We start from the raw sequence: 22,161 nt of genomic DNA, 5'->3' as shown, positions 1-22,161 counted from the left end.
CCATAAGAGAAAACCGCCCATCTGGGCGGTTTTTTTCACCCCGCCAGCAGCCGACATGGCTGGGGATTGCCGGGTGGGCGCAAAAGAAAAAGGCCGCAGAGTGCTGCGGCCTTTTCCAAAATCTTGGTCCGTAAGCTTAACGCTTGGAGAACTGGAAGGAACGACGGGCCTTGCGGCGGCCGAACTTCTTACGCTCAACAACGCGGCTGTCGCGGGTCAGGAAGCCAGCGGCTTTCAGTGCGCCACGCAGGGACGGATCATAAAGCTGCAGCGCTTTGGAGATACCGTGCTTGACCGCACCGGCCTGACCGGACAGGCCACCGCCTTTGACGGTTGCGTAGACGTCGAACTGGTCCTCGACACCGGCAACCTGGAACGGCTGGCGCAGGATCATCTGCAGAACGGGACGTGCGAAATATGCGTTCAGCTCTTTGCCGTTCACAGAGACCTTGCCGGAGCCCGGCTTGATCCAGACACGGGCAACAGCGTCTTTACGCTTGCCGGTCGCATAGGCGCGGCCCAGTTCGTCACGAACGGGTTCACGAACGATGGTTTCTTCAGCGACTGCTTCCACACCGGTTGCAGCTGCGAGCTCTTCGAGAGTGTTGATCTGATCAGCCATCGGTCTCAGCTCCGGGTGTTTTTCTTGTTCATGGACTTGACGTCCAGAACTTCGGGGGCCTGGGCTTCGTGCGGGTGCTGGGCACCAGCGTAGATACGCAGGTTGGTCATTTGCTGACGGGACAGACGGTTGCCGGGCAGCATGCGCTTAACAGCCTGGTAAACCACGCGCTCAGGGTGCGCGCCTTCCAGGATCTGCTGTTTGGTGCGGGATTTGATGCCGCCGGGGTGGCCAGTGTGCCAGTAGAAGTGCTCTTCGCGCTTCTTGCCGGTCATCTGAACCTTGTCAGCGTTGATCACGATGACGTTGTCGCCCATGTCCATGTGCGGAGTGAAGGACGGCTTGTGCTTGCCACGCAGACGCATGGCGACGATCGATGCAAGACGGCCCAGCACCACGCCCTCGGCGTCGATGATGATCCACTTCTTGTCGATGTCTGCCGGGGTAGCAGAGAAGGTTTTCATATCAGGTAAATCCTGTTTGACGTTAAGGGCAAACCCATCACGGGCCACCCGAATTCGATGGACGGGGTTTACGGTGGATAAAAGCGCAGGTCAACACCCCAAACCTACATAAAATCATGCGTTTTCAAAGTCTTAAAAAATAGGTAATATAATACCCCACGCTTAAACGCTGATTTGCTCCGGCGGATTGTCCAAAAGGGTTCTGAGACGGGTCATCGCGTCCTCAAAGCGGGCTGTGGTGACATGGCCATTGATAGCGATGCGCACCGCATTGGGCGCGCGGCCATCCCGCAGGGCAAATTCATCTGCCGACCTGATCTGCACCCCTTGTGCCTCGGCAGCGCGGGTAAAGGCCGCCGCACGCCAGCCAGAGGGAAGCATCAACCACAAAAACGGCACGCTGTCCGACCAGACCAGCTCAAAACTGCCAAGCGCATTGACGGCGATGCGGACATATTTGGCCATCTCTTTGCGCACATCGCGCACCAGCTGCGGTGTACGGGGATCGGACAGCAGGATGCGGGTCAGTTCTGCCAGCGGCTGGGCAATACCGAAGTAGCTGTATTCAGCCGTGCGTCGCAGATCGGCTGCGCGCCCCTTTGGGGCCAGTGCAAAACCCACCCGCAATGCCGGGGTGATGGTCTTTGAAAAAGAGGTCACATGCCAACCCAGCTCTGGCGCAAGCACACGGTAGCTCGGCGCACGCGCCTCGCCCATACGATAGCAATCATCTTCGATGATCTGCACCTCATGGCGGCGGGCAATCTCGACGATCTGTTTGCGCCGCTCCAGCGGGGTATAGAGCCCCGTTGGATTGTGCACTTCCGGGCTGGTGCACAAAACGGTGGCGCCGGTCTTGCGGATCGCCAGCTCCAGTGACTCGGGCAGGATGCCCTTTTCATCCATTGCCACCCCAACAACCCGCGCCCGTGCCAGGTCTGCCGCGCGGCGAAAACCGGCATAAGACAGATCTTCGACAAGGATGGTCGGCTGCGCGCCTTCCAGCACAGTCTGCAGTACCGTCAGGATCCCGTTCTGGCCCCCATGCGTCAGCACGACGTCATTTTGATGGACATTGCCCAGCAGATCATCCGACAGCCACTCTGCCACCACTTCGCGCACCGGCTCATAGGCGTCGCGGGTTGGATAGTTCAGAAACAGCAGCGGATCTGCCTGGGACACCTTGACCATCGCTTCGCGCAGCGCAGCCACCTGGCCCACATCCACCAGGCGCGGGCTGAACAGGCTGACATGACCCGGATTTTGCGCCTCAAGCAGGTGAAGCTGCCGCGACCAGACATCATCTGGCACTTTGTTTTCCGGCTCTGCCACAAATGTCCCGCGCCCCACCTCTGCCTGCAAGAGCCCGGCATCCGTCAGCATGGTGTAAGCGCGTGCAACGGTCCCAGGGGTGATCTTCAGCTGATAGGCCAGCTCTCGCACCGGGGGCAGCTTTGTACCGATACAAAGCGTACCATCCTCGATCGCACCTCGGATTGTATCAGCGACACGCTGGTATTTCGGACCAGCCCGACCAGAAAGGTCCGATGTGAGCGCATTTGGCCAAATTGTACCCATTACAATCCTTCCTTAGACAATGTAGTCCGCAAATTGTACGCAGTAATTGTTACATTAACACAGGATTGTATCAGTACAATAGGAAATTACCATGACACAGTACACAAAGACGACATCCCCAGACATGCTTTACCTTTCCAGCCGCCCTGCCCTGCCGGTGCTGGCAGAGGCAGCCGTCGCCTTTGCGGTCCTGATCACGAAATGGACGGTCCGACAGCGGACCCGCCGTGCCCTTGCTGCGCTGAGCCAGGAACAGCTCGATGATGTCGGGCTGAGCCGCGCCGAGGCACATTACCAAGCCACTCTTCCGTTCTGGCGCCCATGATCCCCGGGCAACGGAACCACCTCATGGCCGGGGCCCGCCCCCGGCCTTTTTTATTTTCGTAAAAAAAGTCTTGAAAGAATCCCGCACCCACAATAGATGCCCCCTCACTTTCGGTACCGATCCCAACCCCGGACTCTTATCCGGGGGGGCGCTAAGGGCCGGCTGGATTGTCATCTACTGGAACGAAGGGGAGTGTCATGAAAGACGCCAACCTCTTCCAACTGGGGATCGGTCTGGAGACAGGCGCCCATGAGGAAGATACCGCCCGCGGTGTAACACCCGCGAATCTCGACGCTATTGTGGAATCGGATCGCGAAGACCATTTCATCCGCAAGGATGGCAAGGTTTTTGCAGGCACCCATCTGATCATCGAAGTGATGAACGGCACCGGCCTGGACTGCGAAACCCGCATCCAGAATGCCTTCCGCAAATGTGTTGAGGTCTGCGGCGCAACTCTGCTGCACATTCACACCCATAAATTCTCGCCCCAAGGCGTCTCTGGCGTGGCCGTGCTCGCCGAGAGCCACATCTCCGTACACACCTGGCCGGAAATCGGCTATGGCGCGTTTGACGTCTTTATGTGTGGCGATGCAGAGCCTTGGAAGGCTGTCGATGTGCTGAAAGACGCCTTTGACACCGACACCGTGGAAGTGCGCGAACTGCTGCGCGGCGAAGAGCTGATTGCGAAAGAGGTGGCGGCATGACCACCTCTGACAAGCAGGAGTGGGTCACCGAAGGTCTGCACGCGCATTACGCCCAGCGTCTGCGCGTGGACGAGATGCTGTATGACAGCAACACCGAACACCAGCGCCTGAAGGTGTTTCAGAACGGTCAGTTCGGCCGCATTCTGACGCTGGATGACGTGGTTCAGACCACCGAGGGTGACAACTTTATCTACCACGAGATGCTGACCCATGTGCCGATCCTGGCCCATGGCAATGCAAAACGTGTGCTGATCATCGGTGGCGGCGACGGCGGCATGGCCCGCGAGGCGCTGCGCCACACGTCGGTCGAACATGTCACCATGGTCGAGATCGACGCAGGCGTGGTGGATTTCTCCAAAGAATATCTGCCGATGCTGAGCGACGGCGCCTTTGACGATCCGCGCCTCAATCTGGTGATCAATGACGGTGCGCTCTTCATGAAAGAGAACACCGAGAAATTTGACGTGATCATCGTCGATTCGACCGACCCCATCGGCCCCGGTGAAGTGCTGTTCACAGATACCTTCTATGGCCACGCAGCGCGGTCGCTCACTGAGGACGGCATCATCGTCACCCAGAACGGCGTTCCCTTTATGCAGGGCGACGAACTGACCGGCACACTGCGCGCCTTTCAGGCGTTGTTTGCAGATGCGTCCTGCTATCTTGCTTCGGTTCCGACCTATGCCGGCGGCCCGATGGCCTTTGGCTGGGGCAGCCACTCCGACAAGGCCCGTCTGGTGAGCCTTGAGGATCTGGAGGCCCGCTTTGCTGCGGCCGGCTTTGACACCGGGTATTACAACCCGGAGGTTCACAAGGCTGCGTTTGCCTTGCCGAACTACGTGAAAAAGCTGTTCCCGTAAGGGACAGGCATCAGCGGGCTTCGGCCCCCTTTTTCTTTGGCTTGACCGCCACTCCTGCCCCTTGGACGGTCCCGCCCCTCTGGGCGCGCACCAATCCCCCTTGGCCTGACTGCCAGTCTTTGCTAGGCGCGACGGGAGCGAAACAAAATCTGGCAGACCCTCAATGCAGCGCGATCCGATCCTTGTTGTAGACCGTGAGACCGGCGAAACCTTTGAAGAGGTGGTGCTGGGCGAAAAATGGATCCGCTGGGCCTATCAGAACGCCAGTGCCAAGCCGGTTGAGAAACTGCTGTTCCGCTCGGCCCTTATCAGCCGCATCATGGGGGCTTGGTTTGACTCCCGCCTGTCGCGGGGCAAGATCTCTGCGGTGGTGGACGAGCTGTCAATCGACATGAAAGAGGCCACGCAAGCCGTTGAAAAGTATCAAAATTTCAATGACTTCTTCGCACGAAACCTGAAACCGGAAGCCCGCCCCTTTGATCCCGATCCCAAGCAGGTTGTCAGCCCCGCCGATGGGCGTGTGCTGGTGTTTCCCGAACTGGCCGAGGATGTGTTTGTCCCCGTCAAGGGCCATCCGATGTCGGTGCGCAGCATGCTGCCGCAGATCGGGGACCGGTTCATCGGCGGGGCCCTGGCCATCGTGCGGCTGTGCCCGGCAGACTATCATCGCTACCACTTTCCGGCATCGGGCCGGATCACGGCAGCGCAGGACCTTTCTGGCGCGCTGCATTCGGTGAACCCCATTGCGCTGGGGGCCGGACCAGATGTCTTTGGCGAAAACAAGCGCAGCTGGACCCTGATCGAGACCGACATGATCGGCACCTACGCCTTTGTCGAGGTCGGCGCGTTTGGTGTGGGCTCCATCGTCAATACCCGCACCAGCGGCGCGGTCGAGAAGATGGACGAAAAGGGCTATTTCAAATTCGGCGGCTCGACCGTGGTTGTGGTGTTTGAACCGGGCCGCGTGCAGTTCAGCGACGATCTGGTCGCCAACAGTGCCAAGGGTCGCGAAACACTGGTGAAAGTGGGCCAACCCCTCGCCACTGCGATCTAGGGTCAGACGGTGCCTGCCTTTTTGGGTGGAATTGCGTAGGTCATGGTAGAGCGCGCGACGGGCCGCGGATCCCCTTGCGAGTAGATCAGCACGTCGCCAACCGCCAACTGACGCCCCAGCTTGAGCAGCTTGCCCTCGGCCACCAATGGGGTGCCGCCTGCAGGTTTACGCATGAAATCAAAGGAGGCATTGGTCGTCACTGCCAGCGCCTCTCGCCCGATGCGCGACAAGACCAGCGCGTAGATCGTCACATCCGCCAGCGCAAACATCGAAGGTCCGGAAATGGTGCCCCCCGGACGCAGGTGCCGATCATCCACAACCAGGCGCATGGTGATGCCGTCTTCATCCAGCCGCTCAATGACAAAATCATTTGCCACCTCGGCAAACACCTCGTGCAGGTAATCACCCAACCCTGCGGCATCAAATGCCAGACCCATGGTTTTCCTTCCCAGAATTGTTCTCTTTGCCTAACGTTGGCCTCAATCCGAGGGAGGACACAAGATGGCAATTCTGGAACGTCACGACAGCAACGGGATCGCGACCCTGCATCTGAATGCGCCCGAGCGGCTGAACGCACTGTCTGACGAAATGCTGGCAGCCCTGAAGGCCGAGATTGATAGCCTGCACAAGGACACGGACACACGTGTTGTGGTGATCGCCGGGCGGGGCAAGGCATTCTGCGCGGGCCATGACCTGCGCGAGATGACAGCCGGGCGGCAGGCAGAGGATGGCGGCGCAGCCTATTTTGCCGATCTCTTCTCTCGCTGCACCGAGGTGATGCTGGGCCTGCAACAGATCCCCCAGCCCGTTATCGCCCAGGTCCACGGGATCGCAACCGCCGCTGGTTGCCAGCTTGTCGCCTCCTGCGATCTGGCGGTGGCAGCAGAGGGCACGCGCTTTGGCGTGAACGGCGTCAACATCGGGCTGTTCTGTTCAACGCCGATGGTGGCGCTCAGCCGCAACATCCACCGCAAGCAGGCCTTCGAGATGCTGACCACGGGCGAATTCATTGATGCAAGCCGGGCCGCAGAGCTGGGCCTTATCAATCGCACGGCCCCACCCGAACAGCTGGAAGCCGAAACCCGCGCCCTTGCCGAGACTGTCGCCAGCAAATTGGGGGCTGCCGTGCGAATTGGCAAACGGGCGTTTTATGACCAACTGTCGCTGCCCACAGCAGACGCCTATGCCTACACCGGCGCGGTCATGGTCGAGAATCTGATGCTGGATGACACCATCGAGGGCATCGACGCATTCCTGCAAAAACGCCCCCCAAGCTGGAGCAAAGCCTGAGTTTTGGGAAAATAAATCTCAAAGGTCTGCAAAATTTTAGGCTTTGTTTACCAATCGGGATTTATTGTTTCCATGTCGGGTCTTTCAAACAAGGCAAGATCATGGCAAAGATTGGGCAGGGTTTATGGCAAATTTTCGTAAACTCGGTCACAATTAGGGTCGCTGATGCGGACCGTCCCTCCAACCGGATCTCTCCTCCGGCCAGACAGTTCCCCAGCGACCCCAATTCACCCAGCTTTCCCTGACACAGCATTCACGCTGCCGCATCGTGCGATGATGGTCCGCCTGTGGTGCAGATTTCAGACCAAAAGCCCACCCAAACGCACCGGAAATATTGCGCGAGGCGCGCCACTGCCCTATGTGGCGCAACATGACAAAACAATTGCATATCGTGGGCGGCGGCATGGCCGGCTCGGAGGCGGCCTGGCAGGCGGCTCATATGGGCGTGGACGTGGTGCTGCATGAAATGCGCCCCAAGGTGGAAACCTTTGCGCATCAAACCGGCAACCTTGGCGAGATGGTCTGCTCCAACTCCTTCCGCTCGGACGATGATGAACAGAACGCCGTCGGGCTGCTGCATTGGGAAATGCGGGCGGCAAACGGCCTGATCATGTCCACCGCAGAGCAGCATCGCCTGCCCGCTGGTGGCGCGCTTGCCGTGGACCGCGACCCCTTTGCCGAAACCGTTACCGCACGGCTGAAGGCGCTGCCGAATGTCACGGTGTCTTATGAAGAAGTGACAGAACTGCCGGAAGACGGCCACTGGATCTTTGCAACCGGGCCGCTGACCTCTCCCAGCCTGGGACAGGCCATCCAGCGTGAAACCGGGACCGAGGCGCTGGCCTTCTTTGATGCAATCGCGCCAATCGTCTACGCCGAGAGCATCGACATGTCGAAGGCCTGGATGCAATCGCGCTATGACAAGGGTGAGACCGAGGAAGAGCGCACGGCCTATCTCAACTGCCCGATGGACAAGGACCAGTACGAGGCGTTCATCGACGCCCTCTTGGCGGCAGACAAAACAGAATTCCACGAAGGTGAGACCGCAGGCTATTTCGACGGCTGCCTGCCGATCGAGGTGATGGCCGAACGCGGGCGCGAGACCCTGCGCCACGGCCCGATGAAGCCTGTCGGCCTGACCAACCCGCATCAACCCGACGTCAAGGCCCATGCGGTTGTCCAGCTGCGCCGGGACAATGCGCTTGGCACGCTGTTCAACATTGTCGGCTTTCAGACCAAAATGAAATACGGCGCCCAGACCGAAGTGTTGCGGATGATTCCGGGGCTGGAGAACGCGAGCTTTGCCCGCCTTGGCGGCATTCATCGCAATACCTTCCTCAACTCGCCCACCCTGCTGGACAGCGAAATGCGCCTGAAGTCCAAGCCCCATATCCGGTTTGCCGGCCAAATCACCGGGGTTGAGGGCTATGTCGAAAGCGCGGCCATGGGGCTGCTGGCTGGCCGTCTTGCGGCGGCTGAGATCCTGGGCAAGACCCTGCCGGTCGTGCCCCAGGACAGCGCGATGGGGGCGTTGATCCATCACATCACCGGCGGTGCCGAGGCCAAGACCTTTCAGCCGATGAACGTGAACTTTGGCCTGTTCCAGCCTGTTGACGGCCTGAAAGGCGGGCGGCGCGGACGCAAGGACCGCTATAAAGCCTATACCGACCGGGCCAAACTGGCCTGGCAGGATTGGCTTGCAAACTTTTCCTAGACGCTGGTTGCAGGCAGCGCCTAAGCTGCCTGCATGACGGACAAGTTTCTGGACAAGGCCTATGGCCTTGAAACACCGGAAGCGACCATGGAGCACTACAACCAATGGGCCGCTTCCTACGACAGCGAAATTGCTGAAAACGGGTACGCAACGCCGGGCCGCATTGCTGCGGCCTGGGCCCGCTATGCAAAGGATCGCGCTGAGCCGATCCTTGATTTCGGCTGCGGGACGGGGCTCTCTGGACTCGCGCTGCGTGCAGCGGGGTTTTCTACCCTCGACGGGATGGAGCCCGCGTCAGAAATGCGCGCCGAAGCCGAGGCCAAGGGCATCTATCGCCGCCTTATCGCCATTGACGTGGCCGATCCCAGCCCGATCCCCAAAGGCGCCTATCGTCAGATCAGCGGCTGCGGCGTCCTGGGCACCGGCGCGGCGCCTCCGCAGGTCTTTGACATGATCCTGCACGCGCTGCCAAAGGGCGGTCTGTTTGTGTTTTCACTGAACGATCACGCGCTTGCGGATCCCGCTTACACCGGCAAGCTGAATGAATGGCTGGACTGTTGTGCTGCACGGCTGCTATTTCGGGATTACGGGGATCATCTCCCCGGCCTGAACCTTAAGTCGACCGTCTATGTGATTGAGAAAGCGTGACATTCACTACCCGATTTGCGCCATCCCCAACCGGACCTCTCCATCTGGGGCATGCCTATTCCGCCTTGCTCGCTGCGGATATGGCCCGGGCCGCAGGCGGGCGGTTTCTGTTGCGGATCGAGGATATCGACACCTCCCGATCGCGCGCCTCCTGGACCCAACAGATCTATGACGATCTGCATTGGCTTGGCCTCAGCTGGCCAGAGCCGGTGATGCAACAATCCCTGCGCCTGCCGCGCTACAGCGCCGCTCTGGCGCAGCTCACGGCGCTCGGCCTGACCTATCCCTGCCGCTGCAATCGCCGCGACATCGAGGCAGCCGCCGGTGCACCACAGGAAGGGGTGCCGAAATTCGGCCCTGATGGACGCATCTATCCGGGCACCTGCCGGGACCGCAACATGGCAGATGCCGGCCCTCAGGATGTGATCCGACTGAATATGGAAAAGGCGGTCAAGGCCGCGCCGCTGCGCCATTTCCAGGAAACCGGAGAGGCCCATGCCGGCCAACACATGCTGGAGCCCGAACAACTGATTGCCGCGGTTGGCGACATCATCCTGGTGCGCCGCGGCATGGGCAGCGCCTATCACCTGTCTGTCGTGGTGGATGACAGCGATCAGAACATCACCCATGTGGTGCGGGGAAAGGATCTGTTTGAGGCAACGCAGATCCATGTGCTCTTGCAGGCGCTGCTTGGCCTGCCGACACCCGTCTACCACCACCATGGGCTGATACGGGACGATCAGGGCAAACGGCTTGCCAAACGCGATGATGCCCGTGCTATTGCAAAATATCGCCGCGAAGATGGTGCGCGCCCGCAGGACATTCGCGCCATGGTCGGCCTGCCACAGGCCCCCCTGTAGGTCGCAACAGACAGCCTATCAGGGGGCTTTATCGCCGCAGCAGCCTCAGACCATCGGCTTCATCAGCTCGACTTCTTCGCCATCCCGGATCGCGGTATAGAAACAGCTGCGGCGGTTGGTGTGACAGGCAGGCCCGGTCTGACGGACCACCGCCAGAAGGCAGTCGCGGTCACAATCGACCCGCAGATCAACCAGTTCCTGAACATGGCCCGAGCTCTCACCCTTGATCCAGAATGCCTGCCGCGAGCGGGACCAATAGGTGACCTTTTTTGTCTCAAGCGTCTTGGTGACGGCATCCGCATTCATCCACGCCATCATAAGCACCTCGCCGGTTTCGTCGTCCTGCGCGATGCAGGGCACCAGACCGGCCTCGTTGTACTTTAGGCTAAGAGGATCAAAGGACATGACAAAAACCTTTTGCATCTGGAAACTGGCCCCCTATGTATGAGGAACAGCGAGCAAGGGAAAGGCCGAGGTGCACTCATGTCCGGCGAAACCGATCTGATCAAACTCTACTCCGGGCGTATCCTGGCACTGGCCGCAGATATTCCGCATCTTGATCGGCTGGAGAGCCCAGACGTTTCGGTCAAGAAACGTTCGCCCTTGTGCGGCTCAACCGTCACCGTGGATTTGCAGATCGAGGACAACACGATCACCGGATTTGGTCAGGATGTGAAGGCCTGTGCCCTTGGTCAGGCAGCCGCTGCTGTGGTGGGCGAGGTCATCATTGGATGTACGCTCGATCAGGTAGAGACCGGCCGCCAGCAGCTCAAGGCGATGCTGACAGAAAACGGTCCCGTGCCGGATGCCCCTTTTGATGGGTTCGAGGTTTTGATCCCGGCCCGCGATTTCAAAAACCGCCATGCGTCTATCATGCTGGCGCTGGATGCCACGCTTGAGGCGATGCAGTCCTACCGCGAACAAACCTGCGCCTGATCGCAGCCCAACACGCTGTTGTTGTTCTGAACCTACGCCCATTTTGGTTGCCCCATCTGGCGTGGTGGGTGCCCCATCTGGCGTGGCCCCGTCTTGCGGTGGGTTTTCGAGACTGACACACCCGCAGACCGTGCATCAGCTGATCTGGGCCTCCCGTCCAAAAAAACCGCCGCTGACCCAAATGGGCAGCGGCGGCAGGTCAGCTCTCTTATGCGGGACCCGGATGGAACCATTAAGGCCTGAGGCAGGCCCACCAGAACAGACAGGCGATCCATTCTGGTTCTTCGGGACATGCGGCCCCACCCGGCATGAAGAGTGCGATCAGGAAAAAGAGAAATCAGGGAAAATCGGCGTCTTGGGCGTATTGCACTTCGAACACGCCCTGCAGGCAGACGGTCAAAGCAGGCCCGGCAGATGCAACCCCGCCAGCAACATCACAACAAGCGCGGCCGCGCCAATGGCGTCCTGCAGCAAAGTCGAGTGGGCATTCTGAACAGTTGTCTTGATCTGGGCAATCATGGCTCTGGCCTCCTGTCTGTCTTGCGTTCGCTCTCTGGCGGTGTTGTTGCCTATTTGTTCTCACATACAGGCCGACATGTAAAGAACTTTATGAGAACATTTGCGAACACAGGAGAACATCTTGTTCCGGACATCGCAACCGCACGACCGGAACAAATGAGGAACAGGCCCTAACCCACAGAAATCAAACGGATCGCCTGATCCTGTTTCATCAGCCACAACAGAACACGCGCCGCCTGCCCCCGCGGGCTGGACAGATCGGGGTCACTCGCCAATAGGGCGCGGGCATCGCTTTGGGCCACTGACATCAGCCCTGCCTGACGCTCCAGATCGGCGATGCGGAATCGCGGCAGGCCGGACTGCGCCGTGCCGATGACATCACCGGCCCCGCGCATTTCAAGGTCGGTTTCCGAAATCCGGAAGCCGTCTTCTGTTTCGCGCAGGATTTCCAGCCGCTTCTGCCCGCCTTTGCTGAGCGGCGCCTGATAAAGCAGCAGACAAGTGGAATCCGCACTGCCCCGCCCGACCCGTCCGCGCAGCTGGTGCAATTGAGCCAGGCCAAAAATCTCCGCCCGCTCAATCACCATGATAGAGGCATTGGGCACGTTCACACCGACCTCGATCACCGTTGTCGCAACCAGCACCTTGGTTTCGCCCGCCTGAAAGGCCGCCATCGCAGCGTCTTTTTCAGCTGGGGGCATCTGGCCGTGAACAAGCCCGACAACCCCATCCCCCAACACCGCACGGAGCCGCTTGAACCGTTCCTCGGCAGCGGTGAGGTCCATCACCTCGGATTCCTCCACCAGCGGGCAAACCCAATAGCATTGGCGCCCCTCATCAATCGCGCGGCGCAGATGGCTGACCACCTCGTCCATCCGCTCCGTGCTGATGATGGCGGTCTTGATCGGTTTGCGCCCCGGCGGTTTTTCGTCCAGCACCGAGACTTCCATATCGCCATATTGGGTCAGCGCAAGCGAGCGGGGAATGGGCGTGGCTGTCATGACCAGAACATCTGCGCCCTTGCCTTTCTCTGCCAGCTCCATCCGTTGGCGCACGCCAAACCGGTGCTGTTCGTCAACGATAGCCAGCCGCAGATCACGGAAGGCGACATCAGGCTGGAACAGCGCATGGGTGCCGACCAGAATGTGAATGTCCCCACGGGCAAGAGCGGCGCATTTTGCCTTGCGTTCGCGCCCCTTGTCACGGCCGGTCAGGATCTCCAGCACGACACCTGCGTCTTCGGCAAGCGGGCGCAGCGCCTCTAGGTGCTGGCGGGCGAGGATCTCGGTCGGGGCCATCATCACCCCCTGCCCGCCTGCTTCAACTGCGACCAGCAACGCCATGAAAGCAACCAAGGTTTTACCCGCGCCAACATCGCCCTGAAGCAGTCGGTTCATCCGTTCAGGCCGGGCCATATCGGCGCTGATCTCTTCAATTGCGCGCGCCTGTGCCCCGGTCGGTCGATACGGCAGCGCCGAAAGCACCCGCGACTGCAACTGCCCTGTCGCAAGAGACACCCGGCCCGGCAAAGCCCGGTCCTGTTGTCGGGCCAGCGCCAGCGTCAACTGATGAGAGAACAGTTCATCATACGCCAACCGCGCCCTTGCGGGCGCCTCTGCCATCAGATCATCAGGCCCTTCAGGGCTGTGCGATTTTGTCAGGGCGTCCTGCCATGCAGGCCACTCTTCTTTGCGCATTTGCGATGGGTCGATCCACTCCGGCAGATCCGGAAGCCGCTGCAGAGCGCTTTGCGCGGCCTTGAACATCGTCTTCTGCGAAACCCCGTGGGTGAGATGGTAAACCGGTTCGAAATCGGGGATGTCATCGGCGTCAGCCAGCGCAACCATGTGATCCGGGTGGACCATCTGCGCAAGCCCGTCAAACAGCTCCAGCTTTCCCGAAACCACCCGGCGTGACCCTTCCGGCAACTGCGCCTCAAGATAGCGGCTGCGGCCGTGAAAAAAGACCAGCTGAAATTCCGTTTCCGCATCTGTCACATTGATCCGGTAGGCGCCCCCCTTGTTGCGGGCCGGGCGATGGGTGCCGATCGTGACCTCAACGGTTGCAACAGATGGAAAATCAAGCCCCTGGATGGTCGTGCGTCGCCGCCTGTCCACAACGGAATAAGGCAAGGAATACAACAGGTCACGGGGCGACTCTATGGCAATCTGGGAGAGGTGCTGGGCGGTCTTTGGCCCAACCCCTTGCAAGGTTTCCACACCCGCAAAAAGCGGAAACAGGATCTCCGGTCTGCCGCTCATGCGCCCTCGATCAATGTAAGCCAGCCGTCCTCGTCAAGGATACGAATTCCCAGATCGCGGGCCTTTTGCTCCTTTGATCCGGCGCCGGGGCCTGCCACCAGAATATCCGTTTTCTTGGACACAGACCCGGCAACCTTGGCGCCAAGCCCTTCTGCGCGGGCCTTTGCCTCGGCGCGGGTCATTTTTTCCAAGGTGCCGGTAAACACAACGGTTTTACCTGCGACCGGGCTGTCCTTTTGCGGGGCTTCTGGCGGTACGATGGTCAGATAGGCCCGCAATGCATCAAACGCCGCCCGTTCATCGGCATTGGCAAAGGCATCCGACAACGACAGGCCCAGGGTCGCACCGATACCATCAATCCCGGTGAGATCCTCCCAGGCTGCCCGGGCAGCGGGGGGAACGTCACATTGGGCGATGGCACTGTCGCGCACCTCTTTGATGCGGGCGCGCCTGTTGGCCTGAGCCGCTGCAATTCGCTCGGCGTCCTCTGCCTCGTCAGCCGCGCGGTGGGCCAAGGCGGCCGGGCGCGCCGTATCGACCGCCTCCGCCATCGCATCCCAATCCATGTAATGCAGCGCCAGATCGCGCGCGCCGACCTCGCCCACATGGCGGATACCAAGACCGAAAATCAGCCGGGCCAGCGCAATCTCCCGCTTGTCTTCAATCGCGGCAAAGAGATTGGCGGCAGAGGTCTCGCCCCAGCCATCGCGGTTCTTCAGCTTGGTCAGGTTCTGAGCATCGCGGGCCTGCAGGGAAAAGATATCGGCAGGCGTTTTGATCGCCAATGTCTCGTCCCCATAGAACATTTCAATCTGCTTGGCCCCAAGCCCGTCGATGTCAAACGCCTTGCGGGATACGAAATGCTTCAGTTTTTCAACGGCTTGCGCAGGGCAGATCAAGCCACCGGTGCACCGGCGCACGGCGTCCCCCTCCTCGCGGACAGCGGGGCTGTCGCATTGCGGGCAAGTGGTTGGAAAGGCATAGGCTTCTGCCCCGTCAGGTCGCTTGGACAGGTCGACATCCGCGATTTTGGGGATCACATCGCCCGCACGATAGACCTGCACCCAATCCCCGATGCGAATGTCCTTGCCATCGCGGATCTCTTCCCCCTTGGAATCCAGACCGGCAATGTAATCTTCGTTGTGCAGCGTCGCGTTAGACACCACGACGCCGCCAACGGTGACCGGCTGCAGCCGGGCAACCGGGCTCAATGCACCGGTGCGGCCAACCTGAATGTCGATCCCCTCAAGCCGGGTCCAGGCCAGTTCCGCAGGGAATTTATGCGCAATCGCCCACCGCGGTGTCGTCGAGCGGAACCCGAGACGGTCCTGCAAGGCAAGCGCATCGACCTTGTAGACCACCCCGTCAATGTCATAGCCCAGCGTTGCGCGCTGTTCCTCGATCTGACGGTAATGGGCAATAAGATCCGCAACCGAGGTGCAATGCCGGGTCAGCGGGTTGGTCTGAAACCCCATCTTCCGCAACCGCGCCAGCGCATCGAACTGCGTTTCGCCCAAAGGTTCAGACAGCTCTCCCCAGCTGTAGGCAAAGAACCGCAGCGGACGGGCCCGGGTGATTTCGGCGTCCAGCTGCCGCAGAGAGCCGGCGGCTGCGTTGCGGGGGTTGGCGAATGTCTTGCCACCGCGGGCCTCGTGGCGTTCGTTGAGGGCTGCGAAATCCTCGTGGCTCATGTAGACTTCGCCGCGCACCTCAAGGATTGCCGGGGCGTTCGGGATTTCCTGCGGAATGTCGTCGATGGTGCGGGCGTTTGCGGTGACATTTTCGCCCACCGCCCCATCGCCGCGGGTTGCTGCGTGAACAAGGGTGCCGTTCTCATATCGCAGCGACAGTGACAGCCCGTCAATCTTTGGCTCGGCGGTATAGGCCAGAGGCTCAGATGCCGAAAGACCAAGGTATTTCCGCAACCCCTTGTCGAAATCGGCAACATCATCGTCGTCAAAGGCATTGCCAAGCGACATCATTCGCTGGGCATGGGTGATCTTGCCAAAGCCGGAGGCCACGGGCGCCCCCACTGTGTCAAGTTCGGTGGCCTCGGCTGCGAGGTTGGGAAAAGCCTCTGCCAGCGCGCGATACTGGCGCTTTTTCGCGTCGTAGTCGGCATCGCTGATTTCAGGCGCATCTTTCTGGTGATAGGCCAGATCAGCGGCGCGCAGCTCGTCTTGCAGCTGCTCAAACAGCGGGCGGGCCTCTTCCAGAGTGAGAGATTGGGGATCCATATCGCCTTGCTGTGTCACGTCCGTCGCCTCTTTCTTGTCTTTGCTTAGGTGATAGGGCGATGGTGGGGACAGGTCCAGACGCGGCCTGCGCAAAATGGGTGTGGCGAACACGAAAAATCCCGCCGAAGCGGGATTGTTCCGATCTACATCTGCAGAAGATGGGAGGGGAGCGCCGGATCAGGCGCCCACTGCCATGCGATGACCGCCGGTCATCTGGTCGTCCTGCGGATCGCGCAGCACATAGCCACGGCCCCAGACGGTTTCGATGTAGTTCTCGCCACCGGTTGCGGTGCTCAGTTTCTTGCGCAGTTTGCAGATGAAGACGTCGATAATCTTCAGCTCTGGCTCGTCCATACCGCCATAAAGGTGGTTCAGGAACATCTCCTTGGTCAGGGTCGTCCCCTTGCGCAGGCTCAGAAGCTCCAGCATCTGGTATTCCTTGCCGGTCAGATGCACGGCCTTGCCGCCCACTTCCACGGTTTTGGCATCCAGATTAACCGAGATCTTGCCGGTGTTGATGATCGACTGCGAATGTCCTTTGGAACGACGGATAATCGCATGGATACGGGCCACCAGCTCTTCGCGGTGGAACGGTTTGGTCAGGTAATCGTCCGCACCAAAACCAAATCCCTTGATCTTGTTCTCGGTGTCATCTGCACCGGACAGGATCAGGATCGGGGTTTCGATACGTGCCATCCGCAGCTGACGCAGCACCTCGTGGCCGTTCATATCCGGCAAGCCCAGATCCAGCAGGATCAGGTCATAGTCATAGAGCTTTGCAAGATCGATCCCCTCTTCGCCGAGATCGGTCGAATACACGTTGAGGTTCGCATGAGTCAGCATCAACTCAATGCTCTTCGCCGTTGTCGGATCATCCTCAACAAGAAGAATGCGCATATTATTTTCTCCGCCTGTACACTGTTTCCCTCAGGTCGAGTTAACCTTGATGGAAAAAAGTTAACGGCCCGTTACCATGATGGTTAATTTGCGCCTTTAGCTCAAGACTGATTAAAATTTTTGCGTCATTGTTTGCGGTAGTCTTTCAATCGGGTTGCCTTCAGCGCGTCTTCGCCAAAGTCGGCGACGGCTGAAACCCAGCTGCGAAATTCCTCTTCGCTCAGCCCGTAGCGGCGCATCGCCTCGTTTTGGGGGATCAATCCATAGAGCACACCGCGCACGACCGCGGCCTTTCGTGACGCAACCCAGCGTCTGGTCGTCTCAGGCGGCAGATCCGCACGTGTCATCACCGTGCCATCCGGCAAGGTCACAGCGCGCGGGCCATCAACTTTCTTCAAGAACATCACCGTTTCCTTCGTGTGGATCAACGAATGTGGTTCGCCATGTTTCACCCAAACGCCTTAAGGACCGGTGAAGCTCACCCCTTGAGGATCGTTAGGATTTTCCTATATTCTGCGGCGTCTATCCCCCTGATTTCGAGGAGTGCCTGATGGCGCAGGAGTCCAATCCCCCGCTGAATTCGCTTGGCTTTGCCAAACCCCCGTCCGAAACACGGGTGGTCGTGGCCATGTCGGGTGGCGTCGACAGCTCTGTAGTTGCTGCATATTTGGCCGATCAGGGCTATGATGTGGTGGGTGTGACGCTGCAGCTTTACGACCACGGAGCGGCGCTAGCAAAAAAGGGCGCCTGCTGTGCCGGCATCGATATTCACGATGCCCGCCGCGTGGCGGAGGAACGGGGATTCCCGCATTATGTTCTCGATTATGAGAACATTTTTAAGGATGCCGTTATCGATGAATTCGCTGACAGCTATCTGGCTGGTGCAACCCCGGTCCCCTGCATCCGCTGTAACGAGCGAGTGAAATTCAAGGATCTTCTGGAAACCGCGCGCGATCTGGAAGCCGATTGCATGGCCACCGGACATTATATTCAGCGCAAGATGGGCGCCCACGGACCGGAACTGCATTCCGCCGAAGACGCCAATCGCGACCAGAGCTATTTCCTGTTTTCCACGACACCTGAGCAGCTGGATTACCTGCGCTTTCCGCTGGGCCATCTGCCGTCCAAGGATGCCACCCGCGAAATGGCCGCGCAGTACGGCCTGGCCGTGGCCGACAAACCTGACAGTCAGGATATCTGTTTCGTGCCAAACGGCGATTATGCCAGCGTGATCGAAAAATTGCGTCCCGGTGCGGCGGAACCGGGTGAAATCGTTCATGCCGATGGCCGCGTGTTGGGTCAGCACAACGGGGTGATTCACTATACGATCGGCCAACGCCGTGGCCTTGGGATCGGCGGGCTGAGCGAACCGCTATACGTGGTCAAGCTGGATGTGGATAACAAGCAAGTTGTTGTGGGGCCAAAAGAAATGCTGGCGACCCGCACCATCCCCGTGCGCGAGATCAACTGGCTTGGAGACGCTCCGTTTACCAGCCAGCCGGAGTGGCACCTGAAGGTCAAAGTCCGCTCCACCCGCCCCCCGCGTGAGGCCATCATCCGCCCGATTTCCGAAACCGAGGCCGAGGTCGAGCTTTTGACGCCAGAGGAAGGCGTATCCCCCGGCCAGGCCTGTGTTTTCTATGCTGGTGAAGGCTCTCGCATCTATGGCGGCGGCTGGATCTGGAAAGGTAACTGAGTCGTTTACTAAGATGAGGTTAACGCCCTGCTCCGCTGCAGGTCGGGGCGTTAACACTTTGGTCAGGATTTATCTCTGAGCGGCCGTGGAAATTTACCAGTCTGTTTCCAAAATCGCATCAAACACACCAAATCTGGCTAGCCACATTCGTTGTGCCACCAGATATCAGGTTAGCCCATAGACAGTTTTAGAATTGCGCGCAGACCGTCAGCTATGCGGCAGACGCGCCAGTACCGCGCGCGCGGCGCGCAGGCCCGGTGCCTCTCCGCCTTCTCCCAGACGGTCCATCGTGGTGGCCATCGCAGCGGCCTGCGCCGTCGGGTCTGCCTTCACTTTTTTCAGCGCTCTGGCGATCTTGTCAGGGGTGCAGTCCGGGCCAAGCCGCTCTGGAACCACGCGGGTGTCACTGACCAGATTGACCAGCGTCACGGTGTCAATCAGCGCCATCCGGCGCATGATCTGCCAGGTCAGCCACTGGAATTTATAGGCAATCACCATCGGTGTGCGGGCTGCCGCAAGTTCGAGAGAGACGGTCCCAGACGCTGCAAGGGCCAGCTCTGCCTCGGCGAAGGCTGCACGTTTGTGGGCCTTGGCTACCTCAGGCTCCAGCGTGTTGGGGTCGATCACCAGTGCGGTATCTGACCATTCGCTCAGCTCTGCGCGCACCAGATCGGCAACCGGCGCGGCGGCAGGCACCACGATGCGGTATTCGGCATGGGTCTGCTGAAACTGGCGCAGAGCGGCGCCGAAAACCGGTGCAAGGCGGCTCACCTCAGAGCGACGCGATCCGGGCAAGGCCAGAACAAACGGCGCATCCTCCAGATCATACGCCGCGCGAAATGCTGCAATCTCTGCTGCACTGGCCTGCGGTTCCGCAACCACCGGATGGCCGACAAAATCACATTCCATGCCCGCAGCCTCCATATAAGGGGGCTCAAACGGGAGCAGGGCCAGAACATGGTCGATCACCTTGGCCATCTTCTGGGCGCGTTTCGGGCGCCATGCCCAGACAGATGGGGCAACGTAGTGAACAGTGCGCACGTTGCAGGCGTCTTTCACCAGTGCCGCAACCCGCAGGGAGAAGTCGGGACTGTCGATGGTGATCATCACATCCGGCCGACTTTCGATCACCGCATCGGCGGTTTCGCGGATCCGGCGTTTGAGATGACGATATTTCGGCAGCACCTCTGCCAGCCCCATGACCGACAGTTCGGACATATCGAACCGCGAGGTCAGGCCCTGCTCTGCCATGAGCGGCCCGCCAATGCCCTCAAAGGTCACATCAGGGCGCAATGCGCGCAGACCCGCCATCAGGGCCCCACCCAGACGGTCGCCCGAAGGCTCCCCCGCAAGGATGAAAACCCGCAAGCTCATGCTGCGGGGCGCAGCCAGAGAAACAGGCCCAGACGATTGCAGGCTGCAATCACCTCGTCCTGTGACAAGACGATCACCCCGCCGGCCTCCAGCACAATGCCAGAGAGCCCGGCCTGCGCGGCAAGTTCAACAGTCTGCGGCCCAATCGTGGGCAAATCGGCGCGCCGGTCCTGGTCGGGTTTGGGCGCCTTGAACAGCAAGCCGCCAGTCCCATCCGGACGTTGGGCCAGGGCGCGCAACATCCAGTCGGTGCCAAAAAGATTCTCGACGGAAATGGCCTGGCCACGGCGGATGGCACAGGATTGACCAACATCTGCCCGGCTCATTGCCTCAACAACTTCGGCGCCACGGTCGGCGTCCGGGCGATCCAGCTCACCTGGCTGGATTTCCGTCGGAACGCCCTCGCCCATCAGCAGATCCGGTGCCACCTCATGCGCGGCGCGCACGCTCAGCCCGGCCTGCTCGAAAATCCCGATGATCGCCCTCAGCGCGCCATCATCACCGGCGGCAATCGCGCCCTGCAGGATCGGCACCAATGGCATGGTTTCGGCATCAATTTCCGACGGATCAATCGCCGGTCTGCGCACGGCGCCAGCGAGGCAAATCTCTGTCACCCCCGAGGCGGTCAGCCGGGCGATAAAGCTGCCCAGCTGTTCAAGGCGAAAAGTCAGCTCTGCCTCGATGTGGTCCGGTTCTGAGCCGCGCATTGCACAGACCAGCGGACGGTCTTTCAGACGGTGGGCCAGTTCAGCAGGCAATGCCCCCTGGCCCGCAATAAGTGCCAGCACCTGCTCAGCCCCCCGGAGTCAGGAAAGAACGATCGCTCTCGCCCGTGATGAATTCGACGATTTCCTGCACATAGGCGCTTTCGGTTTCAGCGCCCAGTCGGCGGGCGCGTTCCTGAAAGGTGCCTTCACCCTGCGCCAGCATCTGAAAGGCCGCACGCAGCGCCGTAATGTCAGAGCGCTGCACACCACGCCGTTTGAGACCAACAAGGTTGAGACCATCCAGTTCACCGCGCGGAGCCTGCACAAGACCGTATGGGATCACATCGTTTGTCACCATGGTCACCGCGCCGATAATGGCGCCCCGACCGATGCGGACCCATTGGTGGATCCCGGAAAGCCCCCCGATGATCACGTCATCTTCCAGCACACAGTGCCCGGCCACAGCCGCCGAATTCACCACGATCACCCGATCGCCGATCTGCGCATCATGGGCGATGTGGCAACCGGCCATGAACAGACCGTCGTCCCCAATACGTGTCACGCCGCCGCCACCTTCGGTGCCGGCATTTACCGTCACATGCTCGCGGATCCGATTGCGCTCCCCAATCACGGTGCGGCTCTTCTCGCCCTTGAACTTCAGATCCTGCGGCACCTCGCCCAGCACGGCGAAGGGAAAGACGATGGTGTCGGCCCCTATTTCGGTATCGCCGGTGACGACTACATGGCTTTTCAGCTCAACCCGGTCACCAAGAACAACCTCGGCGCCAACCAGACAGAACGGACCGATGATACAGTCCGCGCCGATCTTGGCCCCCTCTTCGACCACCGCGCTGGGATGGATCTGGCTCATGCGATCAGTCCTTTTGCAGATCGACCATGGCAGAGAACTCGGCCTCTGCTGCGACTTCGCCATCCACGGTTGCGACACCCTTGAATTTGAAAATCTTGCCGCCCGGCTTGCCACGGGTGGTTTCAACCCGCATTTCCAGAACATCACCGGGGATGACCTTGCGGCGGAATTTACACTTGTCGATGTTCATGAAGTAGATCAGCAGCTCGGTGTCGATCATGTCCATGCCAACGCCCAGCATCACGCCGGCGGTCTGGGCCATCGCTTCGACGATGGTGACGCCCGGCATGATCGGCGTTCCCGGGAAATGCCCCTGAAAATGCGGCTCGTTCATGGTGACATTCTTGATGCCGCAGGCCGAGGAATAGCCATCGATCTCGACAACCTTGTCCACCAGGAGGAACGGGTAGCGGTGCGGCAGGATCCGTTGGATCAGATGAATGTCGGCGCTTTTCAGCTCGGTTGTCATTGCGGTTTTCCCGTTTTCTGAATGTTGACTATGTCCTAGCAACTGCCCGCCGCCGGGGCAAGCGTAGGCCGCCCT

The 22,161-nt window shown here is 60.0% G+C and carries 24 protein-coding genes; 10 read left to right on the top strand and 14 right to left on the bottom strand.

The annotated features are described in order from the left end of the window. Positions 1-136 precede the first annotated feature (136 nt). The 3 genes from rpsI to NIT7645_RS05930 all read right to left on the bottom strand — a co-directional run bounded on the left by rpsI (position 137) and on the right by NIT7645_RS05930 (position 2,664). Positions 137-622, bottom strand: coding sequence for a 30S ribosomal protein S9 (gene rpsI, locus NIT7645_RS05940; RefSeq protein WP_008559248.1), 486 nt, complete (start codon positions 620-622; stop codon positions 137-139). 5 nt (positions 623-627) lie between these two features. Next, positions 628-1,086 carry a 50S ribosomal protein L13 gene (rplM, locus tag NIT7645_RS05935; protein WP_037302410.1) on the bottom strand — a complete coding sequence of 153 codons (459 nt, stop codon included), beginning with the start codon at positions 1,084-1,086 and terminating at the stop codon, positions 628-630. 162 nt (positions 1,087-1,248) lie between these two features. Then, positions 1,249-2,664 (bottom strand): aminotransferase-like domain-containing protein, encoded by a 1,416-nt coding sequence (locus NIT7645_RS05930; protein WP_008559743.1) that lies wholly within the window; start codon positions 2,662-2,664, stop codon positions 1,249-1,251. A gap of 91 nt (positions 2,665-2,755) precedes the next feature. On the opposite strand from NIT7645_RS05930, the gene NIT7645_RS05925 reads away from it, so the two are divergent. The 4 genes from NIT7645_RS05925 (at position 2,756) to asd (ending at position 5,607) form a co-directional block, all read left to right on the top strand. Beyond that, positions 2,756-2,989 (top strand): DUF1127 domain-containing protein, encoded by a 234-nt coding sequence (locus NIT7645_RS05925; RefSeq protein ID WP_037302412.1) that lies wholly within the window; start codon positions 2,756-2,758, stop codon positions 2,987-2,989. Positions 2,990-3,186: 197 nt separating this feature from the next. Next, complete coding sequence (gene speD, locus NIT7645_RS05920) at positions 3,187-3,693, top strand: adenosylmethionine decarboxylase (RefSeq protein ID WP_046210205.1); 507 nt, start codon at positions 3,187-3,189, stop codon at positions 3,691-3,693. Continuing rightward, positions 3,690-4,553, top strand: coding sequence for a polyamine aminopropyltransferase (speE, locus tag NIT7645_RS05915; protein WP_008560412.1), 864 nt, complete (start codon positions 3,690-3,692; stop codon positions 4,551-4,553). The genes speD and speE overlap by 4 nt, the downstream gene beginning before the upstream one ends. A gap of 163 nt (positions 4,554-4,716) precedes the next feature. Further along, positions 4,717-5,607 carry an archaetidylserine decarboxylase gene (gene asd, locus NIT7645_RS05910; RefSeq protein ID WP_008560204.1) on the top strand — a complete coding sequence of 297 codons (891 nt, stop codon included), beginning with the start codon at positions 4,717-4,719 and terminating at the stop codon, positions 5,605-5,607. A gap of 2 nt (positions 5,608-5,609) precedes the next feature. Here asd and NIT7645_RS05905 read toward each other — a convergent pair whose 3' ends face one another. Then, on the bottom strand, positions 5,610-6,044 hold the full coding sequence (locus tag NIT7645_RS05905) for a PaaI family thioesterase (protein ID WP_008561549.1): 435 nt from the start codon (positions 6,042-6,044) through the stop codon (positions 5,610-5,612). 64 nt (positions 6,045-6,108) lie between these two features. Between NIT7645_RS05905 and NIT7645_RS05900 the strand changes: the two genes are divergently transcribed. The 4 genes from NIT7645_RS05900 to gluQRS all read left to right on the top strand — a co-directional run bounded on the left by NIT7645_RS05900 (position 6,109) and on the right by gluQRS (position 10,119). Next, positions 6,109-6,897: an enoyl-CoA hydratase gene (locus NIT7645_RS05900; RefSeq protein ID WP_008560419.1), complete on the top strand. Its 789-nt coding sequence runs from the start codon at positions 6,109-6,111 to the stop codon at positions 6,895-6,897. Between the two features lie 370 nt (positions 6,898-7,267). After that, on the top strand, positions 7,268-8,611 hold the full coding sequence (gene trmFO, locus NIT7645_RS05895; protein WP_050673501.1) for a methylenetetrahydrofolate--tRNA-(uracil(54)-C(5))-methyltransferase (FADH(2)-oxidizing) TrmFO: 1,344 nt from the start codon (positions 7,268-7,270) through the stop codon (positions 8,609-8,611). A gap of 33 nt (positions 8,612-8,644) precedes the next feature. Then, positions 8,645-9,259: a class I SAM-dependent DNA methyltransferase gene (locus tag NIT7645_RS05890; RefSeq protein ID WP_008561564.1), complete on the top strand. Its 615-nt coding sequence runs from the start codon at positions 8,645-8,647 to the stop codon at positions 9,257-9,259. Beyond that, on the top strand, positions 9,256-10,119 hold the full coding sequence (gluQRS, locus tag NIT7645_RS05885; protein ID WP_050686336.1) for a tRNA glutamyl-Q(34) synthetase GluQRS: 864 nt from the start codon (positions 9,256-9,258) through the stop codon (positions 10,117-10,119). The genes NIT7645_RS05890 and gluQRS overlap by 4 nt, the downstream gene beginning before the upstream one ends. A 45-nt stretch (positions 10,120-10,164) precedes the next feature. On the opposite strand, the gene hisI is transcribed toward gluQRS, so the two are convergent. After that, the gene (gene hisI, locus NIT7645_RS05880; RefSeq protein WP_008561098.1) at positions 10,165-10,542 is read right to left on the bottom strand and encodes a phosphoribosyl-AMP cyclohydrolase; all 378 of its coding nucleotides are present in this window, start codon (positions 10,540-10,542) and stop codon (positions 10,165-10,167) included. Between the two features lie 60 nt (positions 10,543-10,602). Between hisI and NIT7645_RS05875 the strand changes: the two genes are divergently transcribed. Next, positions 10,603-11,055, top strand: coding sequence for an iron-sulfur cluster assembly scaffold protein (locus NIT7645_RS05875; RefSeq protein ID WP_050686460.1), 453 nt, complete (start codon positions 10,603-10,605; stop codon positions 11,053-11,055). Positions 11,056-11,451: 396 nt separating this feature from the next. On the opposite strand, the gene NIT7645_RS19745 is transcribed toward NIT7645_RS05875, so the two are convergent. From NIT7645_RS19745 to sciP, 5 genes are all read right to left on the bottom strand, one after another. Further along, positions 11,452-11,574 (bottom strand): hypothetical protein, encoded by a 123-nt coding sequence (locus tag NIT7645_RS19745; RefSeq protein WP_008560580.1) that lies wholly within the window; start codon positions 11,572-11,574, stop codon positions 11,452-11,454. A 170-nt stretch (positions 11,575-11,744) separates the two neighbouring features. Next, positions 11,745-13,835 (bottom strand): ATP-dependent DNA helicase RecG, encoded by a 2,091-nt coding sequence (recG, locus tag NIT7645_RS05870; protein ID WP_008562729.1) that lies wholly within the window; start codon positions 13,833-13,835, stop codon positions 11,745-11,747. Then, on the bottom strand, positions 13,832-16,072 hold the full coding sequence (gene ligA, locus NIT7645_RS05865) for an NAD-dependent DNA ligase LigA (protein WP_173644444.1): 2,241 nt from the start codon (positions 16,070-16,072) through the stop codon (positions 13,832-13,834). Before ligA ends, recG begins: the two co-directional genes overlap by 4 nt. Before the next feature lie 177 nt (positions 16,073-16,249). Continuing rightward, positions 16,250-16,969: a response regulator transcription factor CtrA gene (gene ctrA / locus NIT7645_RS05860; protein ID WP_008561700.1), complete on the bottom strand. Its 720-nt coding sequence runs from the start codon at positions 16,967-16,969 to the stop codon at positions 16,250-16,252. Positions 16,970-17,094: 125 nt separating this feature from the next. Continuing rightward, entirely contained in the window at positions 17,095-17,373 is a 279-nt protein-coding gene (sciP, locus tag NIT7645_RS05855; RefSeq protein ID WP_008561967.1) for a CtrA inhibitor SciP, read from the bottom strand. Positions 17,374-17,519: 146 nt separating this feature from the next. On the opposite strand from sciP, the gene mnmA reads away from it, so the two are divergent. After that, positions 17,520-18,665 (top strand): tRNA 2-thiouridine(34) synthase MnmA, encoded by a 1,146-nt coding sequence (gene mnmA / locus NIT7645_RS05850; protein WP_008560559.1) that lies wholly within the window; start codon positions 17,520-17,522, stop codon positions 18,663-18,665. A gap of 207 nt (positions 18,666-18,872) precedes the next feature. On the opposite strand, the gene lpxB is transcribed toward mnmA, so the two are convergent. Genes lpxB through fabZ form a run of 4 tightly spaced genes read right to left on the bottom strand, consistent with a single transcriptional unit; the run spans position 18,873 to position 22,086 of the window. Next, positions 18,873-20,039, bottom strand: a complete 1,167-nt coding sequence (gene lpxB / locus NIT7645_RS05845) for a lipid-A-disaccharide synthase (protein WP_008563128.1) — start codon at positions 20,037-20,039, stop codon at positions 18,873-18,875. After that, positions 20,036-20,827 (bottom strand): LpxI family protein, encoded by a 792-nt coding sequence (locus NIT7645_RS05840; RefSeq protein WP_037302415.1) that lies wholly within the window; start codon positions 20,825-20,827, stop codon positions 20,036-20,038. Before NIT7645_RS05840 ends, lpxB begins: the two co-directional genes overlap by 4 nt. 4 nt (positions 20,828-20,831) lie before the next feature. Beyond that, the gene (gene lpxA, locus NIT7645_RS05835; protein WP_008560764.1) at positions 20,832-21,617 is read right to left on the bottom strand and encodes an acyl-ACP--UDP-N-acetylglucosamine O-acyltransferase; all 786 of its coding nucleotides are present in this window, start codon (positions 21,615-21,617) and stop codon (positions 20,832-20,834) included. Positions 21,618-21,621: 4 nt separating this feature from the next. Next, complete coding sequence (gene fabZ, locus NIT7645_RS05830) at positions 21,622-22,086, bottom strand: 3-hydroxyacyl-ACP dehydratase FabZ (protein ID WP_008558920.1); 465 nt, start codon at positions 22,084-22,086, stop codon at positions 21,622-21,624. Between the last annotated feature and the right edge of the window lie 75 nt (positions 22,087-22,161).

This window comes from Phaeobacter italicus, from assembly GCF_001258055.1.
Classification (GTDB): Bacteria; Pseudomonadota; Alphaproteobacteria; order Rhodobacterales; family Rhodobacteraceae; genus Phaeobacter; species Phaeobacter italicus.
The sequence above is the reverse complement of the archived record's forward strand: the minus strand, read 5'-3'. Positions and strand labels throughout refer to the sequence as shown.

Coding starts and splice junctions, on each gene's coding strand:
- rpsI (WP_008559248.1), bottom strand. CDS start 622: ATGGCTGATCAGATCAACACTCTCGAAGAGCTCGCAGCTGCAACCGGT.
- rplM (WP_037302410.1), bottom strand. CDS start 1,086: ATGAAAACCTTCTCTGCTACCCCGGCAGACATCGACAAGAAGTGGATC.
- NIT7645_RS05930 (WP_008559743.1), bottom strand. CDS start 2,664: ATGGGTACAATTTGGCCAAATGCGCTCACATCGGACCTTTCTGGTCGG.
- NIT7645_RS05925 (WP_037302412.1), top strand. CDS start 2,756: ATGACACAGTACACAAAGACGACATCCCCAGACATGCTTTACCTTTCC.
- speD (WP_046210205.1), top strand. CDS start 3,187: ATGAAAGACGCCAACCTCTTCCAACTGGGGATCGGTCTGGAGACAGGC.
- speE (WP_008560412.1), top strand. CDS start 3,690: ATGACCACCTCTGACAAGCAGGAGTGGGTCACCGAAGGTCTGCACGCG.
- asd (WP_008560204.1), top strand. CDS start 4,717: ATGCAGCGCGATCCGATCCTTGTTGTAGACCGTGAGACCGGCGAAACC.
- NIT7645_RS05905 (WP_008561549.1), bottom strand. CDS start 6,044: ATGGGTCTGGCATTTGATGCCGCAGGGTTGGGTGATTACCTGCACGAG.
- NIT7645_RS05900 (WP_008560419.1), top strand. CDS start 6,109: ATGGCAATTCTGGAACGTCACGACAGCAACGGGATCGCGACCCTGCAT.
- trmFO (WP_050673501.1), top strand. CDS start 7,268: ATGACAAAACAATTGCATATCGTGGGCGGCGGCATGGCCGGCTCGGAG.
- NIT7645_RS05890 (WP_008561564.1), top strand. CDS start 8,645: ATGACGGACAAGTTTCTGGACAAGGCCTATGGCCTTGAAACACCGGAA.
- hisI (WP_008561098.1), bottom strand. CDS start 10,542: ATGCAAAAGGTTTTTGTCATGTCCTTTGATCCTCTTAGCCTAAAGTAC.
- NIT7645_RS05875 (WP_050686460.1), top strand. CDS start 10,603: ATGTCCGGCGAAACCGATCTGATCAAACTCTACTCCGGGCGTATCCTG.
- NIT7645_RS19745 (WP_008560580.1), bottom strand. CDS start 11,574: ATGATTGCCCAGATCAAGACAACTGTTCAGAATGCCCACTCGACTTTG.
- recG (WP_008562729.1), bottom strand. CDS start 13,835: ATGAGCGGCAGACCGGAGATCCTGTTTCCGCTTTTTGCGGGTGTGGAA.
- ligA (WP_173644444.1), bottom strand. CDS start 16,072: ATGGATCCCCAATCTCTCACTCTGGAAGAGGCCCGCCCGCTGTTTGAG.
- ctrA (WP_008561700.1), bottom strand. CDS start 16,969: ATGCGCATTCTTCTTGTTGAGGATGATCCGACAACGGCGAAGAGCATT.
- sciP (WP_008561967.1), bottom strand. CDS start 17,373: ATGTTCTTGAAGAAAGTTGATGGCCCGCGCGCTGTGACCTTGCCGGAT.
- mnmA (WP_008560559.1), top strand. CDS start 17,520: ATGGCGCAGGAGTCCAATCCCCCGCTGAATTCGCTTGGCTTTGCCAAA.
- lpxB (WP_008563128.1), bottom strand. CDS start 20,039: ATGAGCTTGCGGGTTTTCATCCTTGCGGGGGAGCCTTCGGGCGACCGT.
- lpxA (WP_008560764.1), bottom strand. CDS start 21,617: ATGAGCCAGATCCATCCCAGCGCGGTGGTCGAAGAGGGGGCCAAGATC.
- fabZ (WP_008558920.1), bottom strand. CDS start 22,086: ATGACAACCGAGCTGAAAAGCGCCGACATTCATCTGATCCAACGGATC.